Raw genomic sequence first — 20,380 nt, forward strand, 5'->3', positions numbered from 1 at the left:
ATTCTTTTTCCGTATCTTTGATGATTCAACTTCTGTTTAGCTATTCCTATAAACAAAAAAATGAAAAAATGAGGTGTTGATTCGTAGATGAGTCATCTTTCATTTTTTCATTTTCTCGCGTTGAATTTTAATCTTTTACTTTCTCAAAATATTATATAACAGAGATGCTACCGAAGTCACAATTCCCACAAACGAGAACCATAGTGAGGTTGATGGGCCGATGCTTGCCCCTTTGGCCTTCACTCCATTAGGCTGGACATACACAATATCATTTTGCTGTAAATAATAATAAGGAGAATTAATAAGATTCGCATCATTGAGATTCAACCGATGAACACTCTTCTCTCCGGTTGCATCCTCACGAATAAGCATCACATTATTGCGTTTACCATATATCGTCAGATCGCCTGCCGAAGCTAAGGCCTCTAATATATTCATCTTCTCCGTCGTCACAGGAATCACTTTCGGACCGCTAACTTCACCCAGCACCGTGACATGATAACTGGACATCCGCACCGTCACCACAGGATTTTCCGTTTCAGCCAAATAGGGCTTCACCTTGTCACGAATCAAATCTTGACATTGATTCTTCGTCAATCCCACGACATGAATATGTCCGACAACTGGGAAATTGATATTTCCATCATTATCTACCAAATAAGATTGTACTCCTACTGATGCAGAACTCGACTCCGAGGTATTGGCAACTGTGAGATTAAAGGGCTTTGCCGCCTCAGGCGTTATTGTGCTCACCGTGACAGTAAGCATATCCTTCGGCATAATCCGTGCATCATACAATCCTTTTGAATCTGCTAAACTGATCTCATCCGCATTTTGTAGATACGCGACTTTTTTACTTCCTGCACAACTGCAAATCAACAATAGAAATGCAAATGATGCAAATGGAATAAGCAATTTCTTCATAACCTATATGACGTATTTATTAATACGATGCAAAATTACACCTAATTTTCTGATTCCGCAAGTGTTTCGATAATTAATTTTATAGTGCCCGCAAGTTCACCCATAAATGCTATCTTCGCTGTCGACAGATGAAATCCATCGGCAGCTTTTGGGCTATTTCGTTCAATCCACAGCATCGATCAGAGCGTCAATTCCACAATGTAATCGATATCGGTGGGCACTTTTCCAAGGTTGAGTGTTATGCCGTCGCCAGTCTTGGTATAGTTCATTCGCTTACCAGTGGCATAAACCGAGGCTCTCTTTACTTTGCGACCGCCGAGCGGAATGAATAAATTCGCATCCTGACAATCCAAAATATGGATGTAAAGTCGGTTTCCCCGCTGTGTGCTTACACCCCAATCATGCGGTGCGACGATGCCGCCACGAGTACCATAAATGGTATTCCCGTATCGATTCATCCATTCACCGATAGCTTTCAAACGGTCGAGCGCAAGGGCAGGAAGATCTCCACTGGGCTCAGGACCGATATTTAGCAACAAGTTTGCATTCTTTCCGGCTGCCCGAACGAGCATATGTATCAGCTCTTTCGGCTTTTTATAATTGCTGTCCGTTATCGAATAGCCCCAGTGGTCATTGATGGTCTGACACGATTCGAGCGGCAATCGACTGATACTTTGCCCCGAAAGACCTGCCTTATTTTCACCGGGTAGATCGCGTTCGAAGATCTGTATATCCTCGCCAGCATTCGGAATTTGATGGTGATTGTTGCCAATGAGACACTGAGGTTGTAGCTTATGAATCATCGCATACTGTTCGGGCAACTGCCAGTCGAATGGTTTCGCATCACTGTCGTGATCCCACCAACCGTCAAACCATATCGCACCAACGGCCCGTAATGTGTAAGCAGCTCTGTGAGCTGCATATTCATAAAACGATAATAGGCCGACCAATCGGCCTTTTCTGCCGACCTACCTGTGCCGCGACCTGTTCTGCCCATCGGATAATCCTCTCGTCCCCAGTCGAGATGCGAATAATAAAGATGGAGTTTGATATCGTGCCGCTTACAAGCGTCGGCTAATTCCTTGATGATATCACGTTTGAAAGGCGTCGCATCTACACTGTTATAAGTGCTGACAGCCGTTTTGAAAAGCGAGAAACCATCGTGATGACGCGTCGTAATGGTGATATACTTCGCACCAGAAGCTTTGATTGCCGACACCCAAGCATCTGCATTAAAGTCTGACGGATAAAAAGCCTTGGCCAGTTTAGGGTATTCCCGGTAATTGATATTCCAATTGTTCATTACCCATTCGCCTGCACCAATCATCGAATAAAGTCCCCAATGGAGAAAGATACCAAACTTCTCGTCCTGAAACTGTTCACGAGCTTTGAGGTTTTCGGCTGTCGGCCGATATGCCTCTTGCGCCAAACTGACATAACTCATCAGTAAAGTCGCCATCAAAAGTAAAGTCTTTTTCATCGTATGAAAACATTGTTTAGATTCATGCTGCAAAAGTAATCAAAATTCGACAGACACAAATCAAAAGCTAAAAGAAAATCATTCACCGGATAAACAGCAAGCATCACTTACCCCACGCCTCCCCACCACAAAAAAAGATGGAAGAGCCTCACACATGCTCTTCCATCTCTCTTCACTCTTTCACCTTTAAATAGTCTTTTTCCTTTAAATCACCTTTTCACGGTTTGGGAGTCTTCGCCTTCTTCTGCCTGGCCTTATTGATCACGCTCACTTCGGCCGCACGAGCAGCCTGGCGCATCTTAGCCTTGGGCGTATAAATGATTTTGGGCGTTTTCAGTGTCTCGGCAGTCACATCTTCCTCCTTGTCCATCATCTTCGAGGGGAAGTAAACGCGTAGCGAACCCAGGTCGCCCATGTCAATGCTGAATCCCATCTTCACACCGCGGCACACGATGCGAGCCAGCGTAATGAGTGCATTCATCACATCACCGCGCGAGAGCGACGTCTCGTCTACAATCATGTCGCACAGCATCTCGAGCGTCATGCGATTTCCGTTCTTAGCCACAGCATAATACACCGTCTGCCCCTTTTTCGAGCCGACCGTCTGCTTCTTCGATCTCACTTCAAATTCAATCATGGTTTTGTCTCCTTTTGATTAATTGATTAAACATATAATTATTTGTTATATAATGAGCGATATTACTCTCTTTTAAGGTGTATAACACCCATCTTTAAAGGTGTACTACACCCTTTATCAAAGGTGTTAAACACCTTTCCACAAGGGTGTACTACACCTTTATGGGCAAGTGTTTAACACCTTTCATGATAAATATTCTGTACCATTTCCACGCTCTATTCAGAAGTGCACGAACGGGCGCACTTCTGCTGTATTATTATGTCTGTAAGCTGAAGGACCGCACACAATCTTATTGGTGAGAAAATCATGTCCGAACAAAGGATTATATATAGATCCTACCTCTGAACTTGACCAATACTCATGGTTGTTAATGCTGGTATTGAATATTTCTGTTCCCCCTGCATCAGTAAAAGCTTTGTTCATACGGTTTACATTGGCTGCTGCTAAATCGCCACTACCTCCGTTACCCACAAAGGTCATCAATCCATCCCAATTCGCCAACGTCATGATCATCTGTTTCCATTCACCCAAAGCTGGCAGATACCATTTGCCCACATTGATGCCCGTAACACTTACGCCCGGATTATAGTGTGCGGCATAATAAAACACGGTGTAATCATTCTTATTATCAGCTTTGACCGTTCCATCTGTTGATCCGGCCGGGTCGTGTGTCCATTTATAACCATCCATATCTTGCATACCATCGGTATAATCAGAGAAATTTGAGGTATTATTTGCTACGAACATGCGAGATCCCCATGTTCCATAGACAATATTAGAATTCCCAAATTCACCTATCACACTTTTCAGCGCAATAGCCATTCCCTCTTTGGTATTAGTTTTTTCAGATACTATGACACCGATGGGAGTTCGTGAGCCCTTTTCCGAAATTGCACCAGCTGTTCCGTCTTGGAAGAGATAGAGAGCATCAGGCAGAATGCGGTAGGTGATAGTGTAAGAATGGTTGCGAACGAGATTCGTCAATTTAGAAGTGAAGTTTGTTATTGCCTTTCCATAAACTTGTCCAACGTTCCATATACAAGCGTTCAGATTTACGCCAGGAGTGAGATACACATAACTGCCATAAAAATCGTGTGCCTGCACATAGGTAGCATTGTAAGTCGTAGAGGTGGTAGGCATGGTAAAATAGGAAAGAAGCCTATTATAGGAATCTGTCTCAGAGTGTCCAGTGATAGTGGTACCATCTATGCTATACTTTTGGTAGTAGGGTTGTTGCCAATTACCTCCTTTAAAATCTCCACTCAGATTTCCCATATGGTCGGAATAAGCCACTACGTGAAACCGAACGCGAGCATTTTGATGCCGCATGATGAACTTCACTTGCCAGTCTGTGCCGCTGATTGTTTCCGTGGTAGTACCAATCTGTGCATTGCAGTTCTGAGTCACAGACGTAGGTATTGAATTTACTTCAAGATAAGTGCCTCGATCAGTAACAGCGTCGTTGATACACACAAATTTATAAGTGCCGGGAGCAAGACACAGAGCCGTACCTGCATCGCGCGTGAAAACGCGCCCGAGAAGGTGCCTTTGAGTAGTTTGTCTGTGCCGGTGATGCGTGCGCCAGTAGTGGCATCGCAAGCATAGATGGTGTAGTGACCGTCGGCTATCGCAGCACGCGTATTTGCCTCAGGTTCGTCTTCTTCTACCGATACCACGGCGCGGAGACCAGTCTCAAAAATCACAGTGTCGGGCTTTGTCTCGTCTGTTGCGGCGCGGCTCTTCGGATTTTTCTTTGCTGTCTCAAAGGGTTCTACGGTAATGCTGATTTGTGCATCGCCTACGGCAACGGTATTCGGTTCTGTGAGATTATCCTCACTGCTGCACGCTGCAAATAGCAGAACGGCCGGCAACATAATAGCCATAGCAGCCGCATTAATTTTCTGTATTCGTTTCATTGTCTTTCTTATTTTGTTGATTAATTCTGTCTGATAACACCTCCATCTTCTTCCTCTTCTTCCCAGTCTTCTTCTTCAGATTCGGGTTTAGGAAGCACCGAAGTGCAAGAAGTGCAAATAAACTGTTCACTCTCTAATTGGATTACTCTACATTCGGGTGTCTCATACACCCAATTCTTTAACTCTTGTTTCTTCATATCATATTGTTTATTTTGAATGAAAATACGTGAAATCTCCCCCTTGCTCGGTTGGCAAAAGGACATAAAAAGAAGAACAAAGGGAACTCCGAGAAGCCCTTTGTTTATTGGGGTTTAGTCGTCTCCCCTCGCGCGCGCGTAGGGTGAGACGTGAAAGGCGTCTACGCCAGGTGCGATGTGTGTGTGTGTGTGTGTGTTAAGACTTTTTCCGAGATATGCAAATATAAACCGTTAAAAGATGCAAGAGAATTTGAGTTCTTTTGCATCGCCGTGCTGCTGTTTATATTTGCTTGTTTTATCATCTCTTTAATTGTTCAGACCCCCATCCCCCTAACTTAGGGGGCGAAGAAAACTGGGGGCAAAGGTATAACAATTTTCTAATCTCCGCAAATATTTGGGTAAGAAATTCATCTATACCCAAATAAAAACGGTGGTGTTTCTGAATGTTCTATGCAGGCAAGGCTGCGAATTAGAGACTGGTGGTTGATGGCTCGTTCAGGAGATTTACTTTCCCGTCGTCGAGCAGTTTGAGGATGAGTTCTCCGAATAAAGTGTTCTGCCAAGCAAACCACGGACGAGTGTAAATAGACGCGTTATCTTTGTTGAAAGATTCGTGAATGACACCCGTACGAGCATCTGTTGACGTCAGCATTCGGATGCAATAGCGGATCTCATCATCGTCTTTTGCAGTGAAAGCTTTCATCATAATACTCATCGGCCACGGCATATCGTGTCCAATATGCGGACCGCCGATACCCTCGCCGGCCTTACCTCGGAAGAACCAGGGATTGTCTTCGCTCCACACGAAACGGCGAGTATTCTGATAAATTGGATCATTAGGGTCGACATCTCCGAGATAACCGAGACTTAAAAGACTGGGAACGTTGGCATCGTCCATCAACAGTTGATTACCGAACCCATCCACCTCATAGGCGTAAATACGGCCATATTTGGGGTGATTGTATACGGCATATTTGTGAAGAGCTGTTTCTACTTCGTCTGCTAATGCTTGGCAACTATTGGCCGAAGCTTGGTCGCCGTTTACTTGGCTGAGAATTGCAGCCGCTTTACGCATTGCTGAGACAGCCATAAAGTTGGACGGAATGAGAAACGGCAATGTTGTTGCGTCGTCGGAAGGGCGAAATGCAGAAGCAATCAGTCCTACCGGTTTGGCAGGAGCACCCCAGCCACCCCACGGAAGCGTGTCGAGTGCACGATCGGTTACACGCAGAAACTTGTAAGAACCGTGCCCACTTTTGCGTTGTTGTTCGCGGAATACGCGTAGGATATGCGCTATTGCCTCTTTCCATTCGGCTCCGAAGATAGATGCATCGCCCGTTATCTGCCAATATTCATAAGCCAGTCTGATGGGATAACACAGCGAGTCGATTTCGTATTTACGCTCGAAAACATCTTTACACATCTTCGTTTCGTCAGTCTGTGCACCTTCTCCGGTGGGCCCGTCATTGAAAGCATTGGCGTAAGGATCAATATTGATGAGTTTGAATTGGCGCAGAATGACACCGCGAAGCATACGTTTCAGTTTGGCATCTTGATTGGCAAACCGCACATAAGGCCATACTTGGGCCCCCGAATCGCGCAGCCACATTGCGTGAATGTCGCCTGTATAGACAAAGGTATCATCTTCGCCGTTCACCTGTCGATAGTGAACGGTGGTTTCGAGCGTGTTCGGAAAGCAGTTTTCAAACATCCAAGCGAGATATGGATTGCTCTTCAACAGTCGTTTCACTTCGGCTATCTTCTTGTCAATGATGGCTGATCGGAAGAGCCGATCTTGCGGTTTCGGGCGCTTGGAGACATAGATATGTGTGTTGTCTGCAATCGCTTCGATATACGCCTTTCCGTATTCCTTCTGGGTTTGAGCTGTCATCGGTAGGCTCAGTAATAACAAAACCGAGCTTACCAGAATTTGTTTATTGATTTGGATCATCGTGATTTGTGAGTTTTAAGGACGATCTTTGACTGCCGTTCCGAACTTAGACGGGTGTGGACCCATTACGAATTCCAACGTGCCTCCGCGTTTCAGGTCTTGGAAGTAGATATAAGACTTGGTATAAGTCTTGCCGTTCAGCTTGGCGTTTTGGATGTAGATGTTTTGCTCGTTATTGTTCCTGGCAATGATTCTGAACGTTTTTCCATTACCAACATTAACTGCTGCCTCTTTGAACAACGGCGAGCCGAATACGTATTTACCACCGGCGGGCTCCACTTGATATAAGCCCAAGGCGGAAAGAATATACCAAGCCGACATCTGTCCGACATCTTCGTTGCCGCAAAGACCGTCGATGGAGTCGCGATAAAGATTGTTCATCACATAACGTAGCTTGGAAGCAGCTTTCCAAGGCTGGCCAATGTAATCGTACATATATATGATATGGTGGCTCGGTTCGTTGCCGTGAGCGTACTGTCCGATAAGTCCTGAAATATCGGGAGAAGCTTCTTCTCCTGCATCTCCGTCTACAATAAACAACGAGTCGAGCTTGGCAGCAAAGCGTTTTTCGCTTCCGAAACATTTCACCAAGCCGTGAACGTCGTGCGGAACGAGCCAAGCGTATTGCCAGGCATTGCCTTCTGTATAGTCATCTTGTCTGTGGATGGATTTGAAAGCATCGAAAGGCTCGCGGAATCGGCCCTTAGATGTAACGCCTCGCATAAATCCCGTGCGTTTGTCGAAATAATGGTCGCGATAAGACAGACTGCGTTTGAGGAAGTATTTGTAATCTTCTGTCTTGCCCAATTGCTTGGCGAGACGAGCTACGCAGGCATCGGCCAACGCGTATTCTAATCCTTTGGCTACGGTCTCATAAGTAGAATCGAGGTCGGTCGGGATGTAGCCGTATTTTTTCAAGAGGTTCAAACCACGGTCGTCGCACATTGCCGACTGTCTTAAAGCCTTGTAAACAGCTTCTTTGTCTACGTTATAGCCTTTGAGAGCTATGTCTGCCAACACGGGGATTCCGGGGTTCCCGACCATACAGTCGGTCTCATTCCCCATCAAGTGCCACACTGGTAGTTTACCCTGTTGAGCACAAATGTTGAGCATCGTAGCTGCAATGTCGCGTTGTCTGGTGGGATGAATGAGTGTGGAAAGCGGATGAGCAGCCCGATAAGTGTCCCAAAGAGAGAAAGTAGTATAGTTTACGAAGTCGCCGTGATGCACCGTCCCGTCTGCTCCTCGATAGTCACCGTTCACGTCATTGAATATGGATGGGGCGAACATTGTATGATAGAGACAAGTATAAAAGATACGACGTGCGCGCTCATTGTCGGTTTGTATATCGATCTTTCCGAGTTCGTCGTTCCACGCTTTGTTGGCTGCGGCTACCGCTCCGTTGAAATCCCATCCCGGAATTTCGGCTTCGACATTTTTCAAAGCATTGTCAGTACTAACGGCAGAGATACCTACTTTCACCATCACGGACTCGTTATGATTGGTGAAGGAGAAGATTCCGACACTGTCGTTCTCTTGTTTTTCGAGTATAACAGGGCGTGAAAAGACAGCTGCAAAATATACTTGTTGGTTCTTGGCCCAGCCTGATGAGTGCCTGAAACCGGTCACGACAGTGGGGCTTTCCTGCTTAAACCCGGCGCTGGTCATCTTGTCCCAACCTATGCCTTGTTTGAGATTGAGGATGATTCTACCAGTTTTGGTGTCGGCGGGGAAGCTATATCGATGAAAGCCTACACGCTGTGTGGCGGTCAATTCTACGTGGATACCCGAACCATCGAGCATCAGCGAGTAATAACCGGGCCTTACCCGCTCGGCTAAATGCGAGAAACGGGCTGACCGTTGGCGATTATCTAATGTCGGGAGCAATGCTATGTCGCCGAGATCACCGATTCCTGTGCCGCTGAGATGCATTTGTCCGAATCCTATTAAGATTGAATCGCTGTAATGATAACCTGAACACCAGTCCCAGCCTCGTGTCATTTCGGTGGGTCCTACTTGCACAAGTCCAAAGGGAACGTTGGCTCCCAAGAACACGTGTCCGTGTCCGCCGGTACCGATATAGGGGTCGACGAACTGCGTATAGTTGCGTGCCGACACGATCGAAGACACTAAAACGAAAGTGAAAATGCTTAAAATGATTCTTCTCATCTTATTATTTGATTGTTAAGTTTGTACGTAAACGAATATCATCCGACGAACTTCCTATTTGTATTTCGAAGTCGCCGGATTCCACAACGCGCTTCATGTCGCGATTGATTAGCGCGAAATCATCGGCCGTTAAAGTGAAAGAGAGGTGAACAGTTTCACCCTTCCGAATAGTCACACGCTTAAATCGGCGCAGCTGTTTGATGGGTTGCACCACCGAAGCCACCAAATCTGACACATAAAGTTGCACCACCTCGTCGCCATCTCGATCACCGGTATTAAGCACATTCAGCGTCACTTCATAGTCGGTCGACGACCTTTGATTCACCCGAAGATCAGTATATGCGAATGAAGTATAGCTCAAACCGTAGCCGAAAGGATAAAGCGGACGAGCCGAAAGCTCCACATAATCGTGTGCAGCAGGACGTTTTCGATTGTAATAAACAGGCAATTGCCCCACCGACCGAGGTACACTCACGGGCAAACGACCCGCCGGATTATAATCGCCGAACAAGACATCAGCAATTGCTTCGCCGCCTTCCTGCCCCGGATAATACGCTGTGAGCAGAGCATCTGCATGTTCGGCAGCCCATAATTTGTTCAAAGGTCGACCTTCGATATACACGACCACCATCGGTTTCCCTGTCTTTTTGACAGCCCGAAGCAATCGATTCTGCAAACCCAATAGCTTTAACGATGCCCGATCGAAGCCCTCGCCGCATTCCATATCGCTGATAGTCGCCTTGTCGGCAACGGCTGCGCCCGTTTCCTGATAGGTGGTTTTGAAGTCACGAGCACTTGATCCGCCCACCGCAACAATCACAACATCGGCTCTGCGAGCGGCCTCGACAGCTTCACGAATATTCTCCGCCGTGGTGTCACGAATGGCACAACCCTTGACATATTCAATGTTAGCAGCGGGCAATTTACCGCGAATACCGTCAAGAATAGTCTTCACATTCGCATCGGGTTGCGGTGCGGTGTAATCCCCAAGCATGTTATATCGGTTGTCGGCATTAGGTCCCAGCACAGCCACTCGAATATTCCGGGAAAGCGGAAGCACATTGTTCGCATTCTTTAAAAGTGTCACCGCCTCTTGCGCTGCGCGTTTGGCCACAGCAATATGAGCCGCAATGCGCACACCTTTTGCCGCTGCCTGCGGATCGACATACGGTCGTTCGAAAAGTCCCATTTGCATTTTCAACCGGAGAACACGTGCTACAGCCGAATCAACAACGGCTTCTTCGATTTGTCCCGAACGAACGGCAGCCGCGAGTGTAGCATACGCCTGTGCTCCGAGATCTACATCAACGCCGGCCCGCAACGCCTCCACAGCGGCACCTTGGAGCGTAGGCGACACACGATGTGTCTGCCAAACACCATCTATGCTATATAAATCCGAAACGACAAAACCTCGAAAATGCCACTCGTTTCGCAACACATCGGTCAACAACCAGCGGTTCATCGTCGACGGAATGCCGTCCATCGAGTTATAAGAAGTCATTACCGAGAGCGCTCCCGAATCAATTGCACGCCGGAAAGGAGGCAGAAATTGCGCCATCAATTCGCGTTGTCCTACAATCGCCGGGCCTCCGTTCTGCCCACCCTCTGTCGTTCCATAAGCGATGAAATGCTTCAACGTAGCCAACGTTGCATACGGATTCGACAGATCGCCGGCACCCAATCCGCGCACTTGTGCCGCTCCGAGCACACCACTCAACACGGGATCTTCGCCCAAAGTTTCTTCAACGCGCGACCAACGAGGATCTCTTGCCAAATCAAGCACAGGTCCGTAACTGATATGCCCGCCTTGAAGTCGGATCTCTTTGGCTGTTACCTCACCCATCGCCTGCATCAAATCTTCGTCCCAAGTGGCTGCCATGGCGAGTCCGGTGGGAAAAACCGTTGTCCCGATAGCCATATGTCCGTGCGGCGCTTCTTCTGCGAGGAAAAGCGGAATACCCAAACGCGTATGTTCGATCACATACCGTTGCAATGCATTTCCTGCCTTGGCTGCCAGCGACGGATGCAAACCCGAGGTCAGCGTCTTCTTTGTCCACGGATCGGCTCGATAAGTGGCCCACAGCATTCCCATCTGTTTCTCGGCCCATTCACGTTTGAAATGCTCGGAAACCTGCACGCTTTTACCGTCTGTCACATAATCATCCCATCAATGTGCACATCAGTTGTCCCACCTTTTCCTCCAAAGTCATCCGTCGGAGCAAGTCGTTGACACGCTCATTCACCGTGAGTTTCGGATTCTTATAGGGCACCACATCTTTGGCCGTAGCTGCCCATGCAACCCAAAATAGCAATCCTGTTGCCACATATCGATAGGTTCGCGTCATAAAATGTAATCTTGTGATCATTGTTTTGGTGTGCTAAGTTACGAATTTTGTCTGTTCTTCACAAATATCTTGATATAATTTTGTACACCAGTAAGATTGCGCATCGATTCTCATGAACACTTAGTTGCACGGCAAATAATGCTTAGTTGGCGCGCAACTAACGATCTTTTGGAAAGCCGTGAGGAAACTGCCCCGATTTTGATGGCATGCTTTTTTATCGTCGTGCGTGTAATTTTGTGTAATGAAACACTTGTCTACCGCTCAATTGTTTCGTACTTTTGCAGCGTCTGGACACACCTCATATTTCAAAAAAAATAACGACAATGAAAACCAAAACAATCATCCAAAGTCTCGCAGTGCTGTTACTAATGCTCTGCCCAATGACGATTTTGGCCTCGACAGCCGTCAATGGCAAACCAACAAGTCAAAAGTCGCACAAAGTCTATGACATTGTGGAAAACATGCCGATGTTTCCCGGCGGTCAACAACAGTTGATGACATATCTCATCAACAACATAGTTTATCCGCCCGAAGCTGTCAAAAGAAAGATTCAAGGGCGTTGCACCGTGCAGTTTATCGTTGAAAGAGACGGTTCGATCAGCAACATTCGCGTTAATAGAAAGGTGCATCCGCTGCTCGATGCCGAAGCAATCAGAGTGGTAAAATCGATGCCCAAGTGGTCGCCCGGCACCCAAAAAGGCAGAGCTGTGCGTGTGAAATTCAATCTCCCCGTAGCTTTCCGTTTGCAGTGAACATCAAGATCGGTATCCGAGAGATCCTGATCGGTCTCACCGTTTTATCTGTCGGCTGTGGCAAACAGCAGCCGACAGATTCTCGGTTAGCGGCGGCTGAAAAAGTCGTCGCTATCGATCCGTACGCCGTGTTTACCATTCTCGACAGCATTCCGACGGATGGATTGACCACCGCCGATGACTCGGCACTCTATAATCTGCTCTATGTCGAAGCCTTGCACCACGTGGATCTCTACACGCAAAACGACTCGATGATCGCCGCCAGCGAACGATTCTATCACCAAAGCAGACAAATGGACAAGTTGGTGCGGGCCTATCTCCAACATGGCATTGCCTTTTACAACACCCGGAATTATCTTCGGGCTGTGCAATATCTTAAAGATGCTGAACTGATGTCGTGCGACTTGCCCGACAACCGACTGCAATTCGCCATCCAGACAGCGCTCGGACGGGTGAATGCAGCGGCTAATTGCAAGGAGATTGCATTGAAACATTTCAAACATTCGCTATCTTTTTCCGATCCGCAAATCACTGCCGACGCCCGCGCACAATGCCTTTCCGAGATCGCCTCACTGTATGAACGCCTGGGAAAGACCGACAGTTTCATCCATTATATTCGTCTCTGCAAACCGTTTTCCACAAGTTTTGTCGTGCGGGAAGAAGTGATGGCGCAACTCGGCAATTTCTATTTCTGACAAGGAAACTATCGATTGGCCCGGGCCTACATAGACAGTGCCATGTCCACAAGCCACCTTTACGAGACCGCCAAAGTTGCAGGCGATCTTTATGAGAAGCTCGGCGACGAAGAGAAAGCATGCGATTATTACTACATGTCGATCGAAGCGCGCGATCCGGAAACGCGTATCGCATCTTATAAAAAGCTGATTTCCAACGCCCAAAAGAAGAGAGACACCCGGCGAGAATTGTTTTTAAGCGATCGGCTCAACCGCGAATACGAAAAATATCAAGCTGTGAATGCCACCGCTATTGCCGACTATCAGACCGATTTCGATGCTCGTGCAGCAGCCGAACAAGTGCATAAGACGAAGCGTGCATGGGGCATTTCATTAGTTATTTTGCTATTTTCGGTATTTGTCATTTATGGATTGTATTGCGTTAGAACTGCAAAGTATCGTCGCATCATCGAACAACAAAATGCGCATTACATGGATGATCTCGACCATTACACGCAGACTCGCGACGAATTGCACAGCATGCAACAGGCTCAAAAAGCCGATCAAGCCTTGATCGCAGCCAAAATGGAGGAGATCAGTAGCCTGCAACAAAAGCTCGCCGACTATCAGGAAGATCGTCAGAAGCCAGAAAATTGGGCCTTGACAGACACTTTGCTCAATGCCGAAGCCGTGTTGCGGCTCCATCATTCGGCAGCTCGGGGGCGGTTGGCAACAGCCGAAGATTGGCAGGCAGTGTATGAATTGATGAGCGAACAACAATCGGCCTTCATCCACACATTAGATTCTGCCGGTCAGCTTTCGCACAAAGAGCGCAATATTTGCGTGCTGATACGTCTGCGATTCATCCCCTCCGAGATTGCCGCTCTCACGGCATCTTCGTCTCAGTCGGTGACAAACATCCGCGTGCGATTGCTCAACAAATTGTTCAATAAGACCGGAGGTGCCAAAGATTTTGATGCCATCATTCACCGACTCGGCACTTAATAAATGGAGAAACATCTCAAATCATCTCTCAATGAACGGTTAGTTGTCTTGCAAAAAGACCTTCGTTGCACTGCAACAAACGCTTAAATGCACAGTGTTTAACTATTAATTGAAAAGCGGATTGTACGTAAGTACACGGTGTTTCTTATTTTATCGATTCTCAGCCGATCACGAACAACATATAGAAATAGAGAAAATGGGGTGGGGGATGGCGCTTGATAAGCTATGAATGGTTATCTCCATAGACTAAATCTTTTACCACTTCACCGCCGATAATGATGCCGGCAGCAGCGGGGACAAAGGCGTTGCTGGCTGGAATCATGCGCCGATCTTTGCGTTCGCGCACGTCTTGATCGATGCCTGCACAATGCGTTTGCTTGTCGATCTCATGATCCATGATGGGGCTTAGCGGCTTTTCTTCGCTGCAAACCACTTTTAGTTGCGAAATACCCAACTTGCGGAGCTTTTTACGGATGATCTTAGCCAATGGGTCCATTTGGGTTTTATAAATATCGGTTATGTGAAAAGCGGTGGCATCTATCTTGTTGGCGGCGCCCATACTTGATATGATCGGCACGTTGAGCAGATGACAACGCCTGATCAATTCTAACTTGGCCGTCACTGTATCTACACAATCCACAACATAGTTAAATTGTGAAAGATCGACTTCATCGGCGTTTTGCGGCATATAAAACAAGTGGTGCGGGCGCACGATACAATGCGGATTGATGTCGTGCACACGCTCTGCGGCAACGTCCACTTTATGTTTTCCCACAGTGGAATGAAGGGCAATGAGTTGTCTGTTGATGTTGCTCGGGCACACATAATCATCGTCGAAGAGATCGAGTGAACCAATACCGCTGCGTGCCAACACTTCAACTGTGTAGCCGCCGACACCACCAACGCCGAAGATTGCTACTCGGGCTGCTTGCAAACAGGTGATAGCCGCCTGGCCGAAAAGCATTTGTGTACGGGAAAATTGATCTTGAATCATGGCTGCAAAGGTACGGAAGCAAACATAAAAAAGTATGTTTCGCTCCATCTTTTGTAACTTTTTCACAGATAAGTCGTTGAAAATTCGTACTTTTGTCGCGCTTATGAATCTTATCAACTTATCTTCCATGCGAATGGGAATTGTGGGAGTGCAATTCCTCTTTGTGGCTTTCGGTTCAACGGTTTTGGTCCCTTTGCTTGTTGGTCTTGATCCGGCAACGGCGCTTTTCACAGCCGGCTTGGGTACGTTTATCTTTCATTTGATTACCAAAGGCAAGGTTCCGATCTTTTTGGGAAGTAGTTTTGCTTTTATCGCTCCTATCATTGCGGCCAGTAAACAGTGGGGAATGTCAGGCACCTTAGCCGGACTTGCAGGCGTTTCATTGGTTTATTTCCTGATGAGTGTATTGGTTCGGTGGCAAGGAAAACGGTTACTTGACCGTTTGTTTCCGCCTGTTGTCATCGGACCTGTTATCATTTTGATCGGTCTTACACTGTCGGGCAGTGCCGTAGATATGGCTAAAACCAATTGGTTGTTGGCTTTCATCTCGTTGATTACGGCTATTTTGGTGCTCTCTTTGGCGCGTGGATTATTGAAATTAGTACCCGTTATCTGCGGTATTATCGTGGGATATGCTGTCGCTTGTTGTATGGGGATCGTCGATTTTACAGCCGTTGCTGCTGCACCTTGGTTCGCTTTACCTGGTTCTTTGGCGCATTTCCATCTACCGGAGTTTGCTTGGGAACCATTTCTTTATATGATTCCGGTGGCTATTGCACCTGTGATCGAGCATATCGGAGACGTTTATGTGGTGAGTGCAGTAGCTGATAAGGATTTCGTAAAAGATCCAGGACTGCATCGAACATTATTCGGTGACGGACTCGCTTGCCTCACTGCAGCTTTTCTTGCAGGGCCTCCCGTGACCACATATTCTGAAGTTACGGGTGCAATGTCAATCACCAAGGTTACTGATCCGCGTGTGATCCGCATTGCAGCAGCTACTGCTGTGGTTTTCTCTGTTATCGGGAAGCTCAGTGCTTTGTTGCAATCCATTCCGTCGGCAGTGCTTGGTGGCATTATGCTTTTGCTCTTCGGAACTATCGCAAGCGTCGGAATTCAGAACTTAGTACAGCACAAAGTGAATCTGAATAAGACACGAAACATCATCATTGTATCTGTAACACTGACGATGGGAATAGGTGGTGCCGTTTTGTCTTGGGGCAGTTTTTCCATCAGCGGTATAGGTTTATCGGCGTTGGTGGGTGTTATTCTGAATTTGGTTTTGCCACAGGGGAAAGTTGCTAAACCTTCATTAGATCGCTCATAATCATATCACTGACGAACAAACCGCGTCGAGTCAGGCGCAGTTTGTCGTCTTTGATTTCCACCAATTGTTGTTGGATGTAAGGTGCAATACTGCTCATCAGAAAACTCTTATAGACTGTTGAGAGAGCGGAGAGATCTATCCCGTCGCTGGTTCGCAATGCCGTGGTGATCAAGTCGTTATAACGCGTGTCGTCATTAAGTGTCTCTTGCGTTGCAAGTAAGCGTTTTTCGTTGACCGATTTGATGTATTTTGCAACGTCATTAACAGTCCATTGTCGTGAGATCAGATTATAAGAGTGAGCCGACGCACCGATTCCGAGATAGGGAATAGCCTGCCAATAGCTGCTGTTATGGCGTGAACGGCGACCAGGAAGTGCAAAGTTACTAATCTCATAATGCTCGTATCCCGCAGCAGTCAGCGTGTCAATGAGTTTGTCATACATGCTGAGACTGCGTTCTTCATCGATTTCTTGCACTTTGTTTTGAAGCAAGAGTCGATGCAACAGCGTGCCTTCCTCATACATTAAACTATATGCCGAGATATGCTCCACATGCAAATCGAGTGCCCGACGGATGTCCGTGTGCCAATCTTCGAGTGTCTCATCGGGGAAACCAAACATCAGATCGATGCTGATATTGTTGATTCCTGCATGGCGGAGAAGATCCACTGCGCGGGCGATATCCCTCGATTGGTGGCGTCGATGCAAGAATTTGAGTCGATCATCGGCAAACGTCTGCACCCCCATACTGATTCGATTGACAGGGAGTGAGCGCAGATGATCGGCAAATTCGGTTGTGATATCGTCGGGATTGCATTCCATTGTGATTTCCATTGACGACCAATCGAGTTGAGGGTACACCTTATTTATATATAAGAACAAATCTTCTTGCAGTTTGAAAGACAATTGAGAAGGTGTTCCTCCACCGATATACACGGTGTCAATTGATGCTTTCGGCCCGAGATAATCGGCTCGTTGTGCCAGTTCTTGACCGATAGCGGCAACGTATTGTGCTTGTAACCGTCGGCCCGTAGTGGAATAAAAACCGCAATAAATACACCGACTTGCACAGAAAGGAATGTGTATATAGATACCTGCCATAGGTTCGTTTTGGCGGCAAAATTACTAAATTGTTTTAAAAAAGATCTGTTTTTATAGTGAATCTGTTGTCGTTTTACACAAAAAACGGTAACTTCGAGGGCGATAAAAGACATTGAGTCTATACTCCAAGAGGAACAAACAGTATTAACATTCTAAATCTTTTGATATGAGGGTTTATCAAACTAATGAGATCAAAAACATTGCCTTAGTCGGCAGTGCGGGTTCCGGCAAGACTACTCTTGCCGAGTCTATGCTTTTTGGGAGTGGTATAATCAAGCGCCGCGGTTCAATAGAAGCGAAGAATACAGTGAGTGATTATTTCCCCGTGGAGCAGGAATACGGATACTCTGTGTTCCCAACCGTTTTCCACGTAGAATGGAACAACAAAAAGCTTAACATCATTGATTGTCCTGGATCGGATGATTTCATCGGCGGAGCAATCACTGCGCTCAACGTAACGGATGAAGCCGTGATTCTGATTAACGGTCAGTACGGACCCGAAGTGGGCACACAGAATATCTTCCGATACACTGAAAAGCTGAAAAAACCGGTCATTTTCTTGGTTAATCAGCTTGATTCCGAGAAGTGTGACTTCGATAATGTCGTTACGATGATGCAAGACATATATGGTCCGAAGTGTGTATTGGTGCAATATCCGTTGCAGACCGGGCCCGGATTTAATGCTCTGATAGATGTCCTCTTGATGAAAAAATATTCGTGGAAACCCGATGGCGGTGAACCCATTATTGAGGATATTCCGGCCGAAGAAATGGAGAAGGCGATGGAACTTCATAAGAAACTCGTGGAGGCTGCGGCCGAAAACGATGAGAGTTTGATGGAGAAGTTCTTTGAAGAAGAAACTTTGACAGAAGACGAAATGCGTGAAGGAATCCGTAAAGGACTTGTAACGCGCTCGATATTTCCTGTCTTTTGCGTGTGCGCAGGTAAGGATATGGGAGTACGGAGACTGATGGAATTCTTGGGAAATGTCGTTCCTTTCGTGAGCGAGATGCCTAAATTGCATAATACGAGAGGTGAAGAAGTAGCGCCGGATCAGAACGGTCCTGAGTCGGTTTATTTCTTCAAGACCGGTATGGAGCCGCATATCGGCGAGGTTTCTTATTTTAAAGTGATGAGCGGAAGTATCAAGTCTGGAGATGATTTGACCAATGCCGATCGCGGATCGAAAGAACGTATCGGCCAAATCTATGTTTGTGCAGGTGCAAACAGAATCCCTGTGGACCAGCTCAATGCAGGAGACATCGGTTGTACGGTGAAGTTGAAGGATGTGAAAACGGGTAACACACTTAATGGAAAGGATGTGGATAATCGTTTTGATTTCATCAAATATCCCAATTCCAAGTATTCGCGGGCTATCAAGGCTGTTAATTCCGCCGATACGGAAAAGCTGATGGCCGCAACGCTTAGAATGCGCCAAGAAGATCCGACGTGGGTTGTTGAGCAGAGCAAGGAACTTCGTCAGACCATTGTTCACGGTCAGGGAGAATTTCATTTACGTACATTGAAATGGCGATTGGAGAACAATGAGAAGATTCCTGTTAAGTTCGAGGAGCCTAAAATACCTTATCGCGAAACCATTACAAAGAGTGCCCGCGCTGAATATAGGCATAAGAAGCAGTCCGGAGGAGCTGGACAGTTCGGTGAAGTACATCTGATTGTGGAGCCGTATGCAGAGGGAATGCCCGACCCGACGATGTATAAATTCAATGGTCAAGAGTTCAAAATGAACATCAAAGGCCGTGAAGAAGTGGAACTTGAATGGGGAGGCAAACTTGTGTTTATCAACTCTGTGGTGGGCGGAGCTATCGATGCGCGGTTTATGCCGGCCATATTGAAAGGCGTAATGGACTGTATGGAGCACGGACCTCTTACCGGAAGCTATGCCCGTGATGTGCGAGTTGTAGTCTACGACGGTAAGATGCACCCCGTAGATTCTAACGAGTTATCCTTTATGTTGGCAGCTCGACGTGCTTTCTCAGATGCTTTCAAGAATGCAGGACCTAAGATTCTGGAGCCCATTTACGATCTCGAAGTGTTCGTTCCGTCCGACTTTATGGGTGATGTAATGAGCGATCTGCAAGGTAGAAGGGCTATGATAATGGGTATGGATAGTGAAGCGGGCTATCAAAAGCTACAAGCCAAGATCCCATTGAAGGAGCTATCGAATTACAGTATCTCGTTGAGTTCACTCACAGGAGGTCGTGCTTCGTTTACGACTAAGTTTGCCAGCTACGAACTTGTGCCCAATGAAGTGCAACAAGCACTTATCAAGGAGCACGAAAAAGAGCAGACCGAAGAAGACGATTGACCGCGAAATAAAAGTGGAAAGGACGGGGACTTCATCGAAGACTTCCTCACTGATGTATTGACTGCCCATAAGAGGATCGGTCGTGATTTTCTCCTCATAAAAGTTTTGGGCTATTGAGAAGGTCTTGTCTGCTGAAAAACTATGGTGTGTCTGTTGACTTCTTTCTACAAGGCAGTGAAGTCGGTCACAAAAGAGGTGGTGACGTATGTCCCACCTCTTTTGTGACCGATTCTATTTAAGCCGACTCTGACCGCGAAGCGCAGCAAGGGCTGTTGTGCCGATTTCTTCTTCAAAGCGGTGCATCAGGGGGCAAACTCTTTGCGCAATTCCTCCATCTGTCGCTCGGCATGGGCTTTGTTGTTGGCCGCCCGCCCGACCAACAATGTCCAACGATTGGCAATCAGAATGTTTTGGATGATTAATAAAAATGCGTTTCCGCCGCGGCGGAAACGCTGTTTTTCGATTTTCTGCTCTTCCGCGGCGGAAATATTGTTTTTTTGTCTGGGAAGGTTTCCGCCGCGGCGGAAACACTGTTTTTTCGATTTTCTGCTCTTCCGCCCGCGGAAAATGTTGTTTTTTTG

At 46.8% G+C, this 20,380-nt stretch carries 15 protein-coding genes and 2 pseudogenes; 5 read left to right on the forward strand and 12 right to left on the reverse strand.

From position 1 onward, the window contains the following. Positions 1-135: 135 nt before the first annotated feature. The 9 genes and pseudogenes from JCM12259_RS08295 to JCM12259_RS14565 form a co-directional block, all read right to left on the reverse strand. Positions 136-924, reverse strand: a complete 789-nt coding sequence (locus tag JCM12259_RS08295) for a polysaccharide biosynthesis/export family protein (protein WP_025066114.1) — start codon at positions 922-924, stop codon at positions 136-138. Between the two features lie 179 nt (positions 925-1,103). Beyond that, positions 1,104-2,404: pseudogene (locus tag JCM12259_RS14560) on the reverse strand (alpha-L-fucosidase). A gap of 217 nt (positions 2,405-2,621) precedes the next feature. Continuing rightward, positions 2,622-3,041, reverse strand: a complete 420-nt coding sequence (locus JCM12259_RS08310; RefSeq protein WP_025066115.1) for an HU family DNA-binding protein — start codon at positions 3,039-3,041, stop codon at positions 2,622-2,624. 219 nt (positions 3,042-3,260) lie between these two features. Next, positions 3,261-4,514, reverse strand: a complete 1,254-nt coding sequence (locus JCM12259_RS08315) for a hypothetical protein (protein WP_159105378.1) — start codon at positions 4,512-4,514, stop codon at positions 3,261-3,263. Next, positions 4,466-4,957 (reverse strand): hypothetical protein, encoded by a 492-nt coding sequence (locus JCM12259_RS08320; protein WP_025066117.1) that lies wholly within the window; start codon positions 4,955-4,957, stop codon positions 4,466-4,468. Before JCM12259_RS08320 ends, JCM12259_RS08315 begins: the two co-directional genes overlap by 49 nt. 20 nt (positions 4,958-4,977) lie before the next feature. Then, positions 4,978-5,154 carry a hypothetical protein gene (locus JCM12259_RS16945; RefSeq protein ID WP_172792996.1) on the reverse strand — a complete coding sequence of 59 codons (177 nt, stop codon included), beginning with the start codon at positions 5,152-5,154 and terminating at the stop codon, positions 4,978-4,980. Between the two features lie 469 nt (positions 5,155-5,623). Continuing rightward, a complete protein-coding gene (locus tag JCM12259_RS08330) occupies positions 5,624-7,045 on the reverse strand; it encodes a glycoside hydrolase family 125 protein (protein ID WP_051559265.1) in 1,422 nt (473 codons plus the stop codon). 75 nt (positions 7,046-7,120) lie between these two features. Then, positions 7,121-9,274 (reverse strand): GH92 family glycosyl hydrolase, encoded by a 2,154-nt coding sequence (locus JCM12259_RS08335; RefSeq protein ID WP_025066119.1) that lies wholly within the window; start codon positions 9,272-9,274, stop codon positions 7,121-7,123. 4 nt (positions 9,275-9,278) lie between these two features. Next, a pseudogene (locus JCM12259_RS14565) lies at positions 9,279-11,619 on the reverse strand (glycoside hydrolase family 3 N-terminal domain-containing protein). A gap of 323 nt (positions 11,620-11,942) precedes the next feature. Here JCM12259_RS14565 and JCM12259_RS08345 point away from each other — a divergent pair. Genes JCM12259_RS08345 through JCM12259_RS08355 form a run of 3 tightly spaced genes read left to right on the forward strand, consistent with a single transcriptional unit; the run spans position 11,943 to position 14,050 of the window. After that, a complete protein-coding gene (locus tag JCM12259_RS08345) occupies positions 11,943-12,371 on the forward strand; it encodes an energy transducer TonB (RefSeq protein ID WP_025066120.1) in 429 nt (142 codons plus the stop codon). After that, complete coding sequence (locus JCM12259_RS08350; protein ID WP_025066121.1) at positions 12,368-13,066, forward strand: hypothetical protein; 699 nt, start codon at positions 12,368-12,370, stop codon at positions 13,064-13,066. Before JCM12259_RS08345 ends, JCM12259_RS08350 begins: the two co-directional genes overlap by 4 nt. Before the next feature lie 42 nt (positions 13,067-13,108). Continuing rightward, positions 13,109-14,050, forward strand: a complete 942-nt coding sequence (locus JCM12259_RS08355) for a hypothetical protein (protein ID WP_025066122.1) — start codon at positions 13,109-13,111, stop codon at positions 14,048-14,050. Between the two features lie 223 nt (positions 14,051-14,273). Here the strand turns inward: JCM12259_RS08355 and JCM12259_RS14575 are convergent, their stop codons facing one another. Further along, positions 14,274-15,041, reverse strand: coding sequence for a tRNA threonylcarbamoyladenosine dehydratase (locus tag JCM12259_RS14575; RefSeq protein ID WP_036888810.1), 768 nt, complete (start codon positions 15,039-15,041; stop codon positions 14,274-14,276). 106 nt (positions 15,042-15,147) lie between these two features. Here JCM12259_RS14575 and JCM12259_RS08365 point away from each other — a divergent pair, with 106 nt between their 5' ends. Then, the gene (locus JCM12259_RS08365) at positions 15,148-16,371 is read left to right on the forward strand and encodes a uracil-xanthine permease family protein (protein WP_025066123.1); all 1,224 of its coding nucleotides are present in this window, start codon (positions 15,148-15,150) and stop codon (positions 16,369-16,371) included. On the opposite strand, the gene hemW is transcribed toward JCM12259_RS08365, so the two are convergent. Next, positions 16,346-17,470 carry a radical SAM family heme chaperone HemW gene (gene hemW, locus JCM12259_RS08370; protein WP_025066124.1) on the reverse strand — a complete coding sequence of 375 codons (1,125 nt, stop codon included), beginning with the start codon at positions 17,468-17,470 and terminating at the stop codon, positions 16,346-16,348. The two genes, JCM12259_RS08365 and hemW, sit on opposite strands and share 26 nt — an antisense overlap. A 166-nt stretch (positions 17,471-17,636) precedes the next feature. On the opposite strand from hemW, the gene fusA2 reads away from it, so the two are divergent. Beyond that, complete coding sequence (gene fusA2 / locus JCM12259_RS08375; RefSeq protein WP_025066125.1) at positions 17,637-19,799, forward strand: elongation factor G2; 2,163 nt, start codon at positions 17,637-17,639, stop codon at positions 19,797-19,799. 302 nt (positions 19,800-20,101) lie between these two features. Here fusA2 and JCM12259_RS16950 read toward each other — a convergent pair. After that, positions 20,102-20,380: hypothetical protein (locus tag JCM12259_RS16950; RefSeq protein ID WP_036888807.1), on the reverse strand; the 279-nt coding region annotated here is incomplete at its 5' end.

Origin of the sequence: Hoylesella enoeca JCM 12259 (assembly GCF_000613405.1) — a bacterium.
GTDB classification, from domain to species: domain Bacteria; phylum Bacteroidota; class Bacteroidia; order Bacteroidales; family Bacteroidaceae; genus Prevotella; species Prevotella enoeca.

Excerpts from the sequence above, each read along its gene's own strand:
- JCM12259_RS08295 (WP_025066114.1), bottom strand. The coding sequence starts at position 924 with ATGAAGAAATTGCTTATTCCATTTGCATCATTTGCATTTCTATTGTTG.
- JCM12259_RS08310 (WP_025066115.1), bottom strand. The coding sequence starts at position 3,041 with ATGATTGAATTTGAAGTGAGATCGAAGAAGCAGACGGTCGGCTCGAAA.
- JCM12259_RS08320 (WP_025066117.1), bottom strand. The coding sequence starts at position 4,957 with ATGAAACGAATACAGAAAATTAATGCGGCTGCTATGGCTATTATGTTG.
- JCM12259_RS16945 (WP_172792996.1), bottom strand. The coding sequence starts at position 5,154 with ATGAAGAAACAAGAGTTAAAGAATTGGGTGTATGAGACACCCGAATGT.
- JCM12259_RS08330 (WP_051559265.1), bottom strand. The coding sequence starts at position 7,045 with ATGACAGCTCAAACCCAGAAGGAATACGGAAAGGCGTATATCGAAGCG.
- JCM12259_RS08335 (WP_025066119.1), bottom strand. The coding sequence starts at position 9,274 with ATGAGAAGAATCATTTTAAGCATTTTCACTTTCGTTTTAGTGTCTTCG.
- JCM12259_RS08345 (WP_025066120.1), top strand. The coding sequence starts at position 11,943 with ATGAAAACCAAAACAATCATCCAAAGTCTCGCAGTGCTGTTACTAATG.
- JCM12259_RS08355 (WP_025066122.1), top strand. The coding sequence starts at position 13,109 with ATGTCCACAAGCCACCTTTACGAGACCGCCAAAGTTGCAGGCGATCTT.
- JCM12259_RS08365 (WP_025066123.1), top strand. The coding sequence starts at position 15,148 with ATGAATCTTATCAACTTATCTTCCATGCGAATGGGAATTGTGGGAGTG.
- hemW (WP_025066124.1), bottom strand. The coding sequence starts at position 17,470 with ATGGCAGGTATCTATATACACATTCCTTTCTGTGCAAGTCGGTGTATT.
- fusA2 (WP_025066125.1), top strand. The coding sequence starts at position 17,637 with ATGAGGGTTTATCAAACTAATGAGATCAAAAACATTGCCTTAGTCGGC.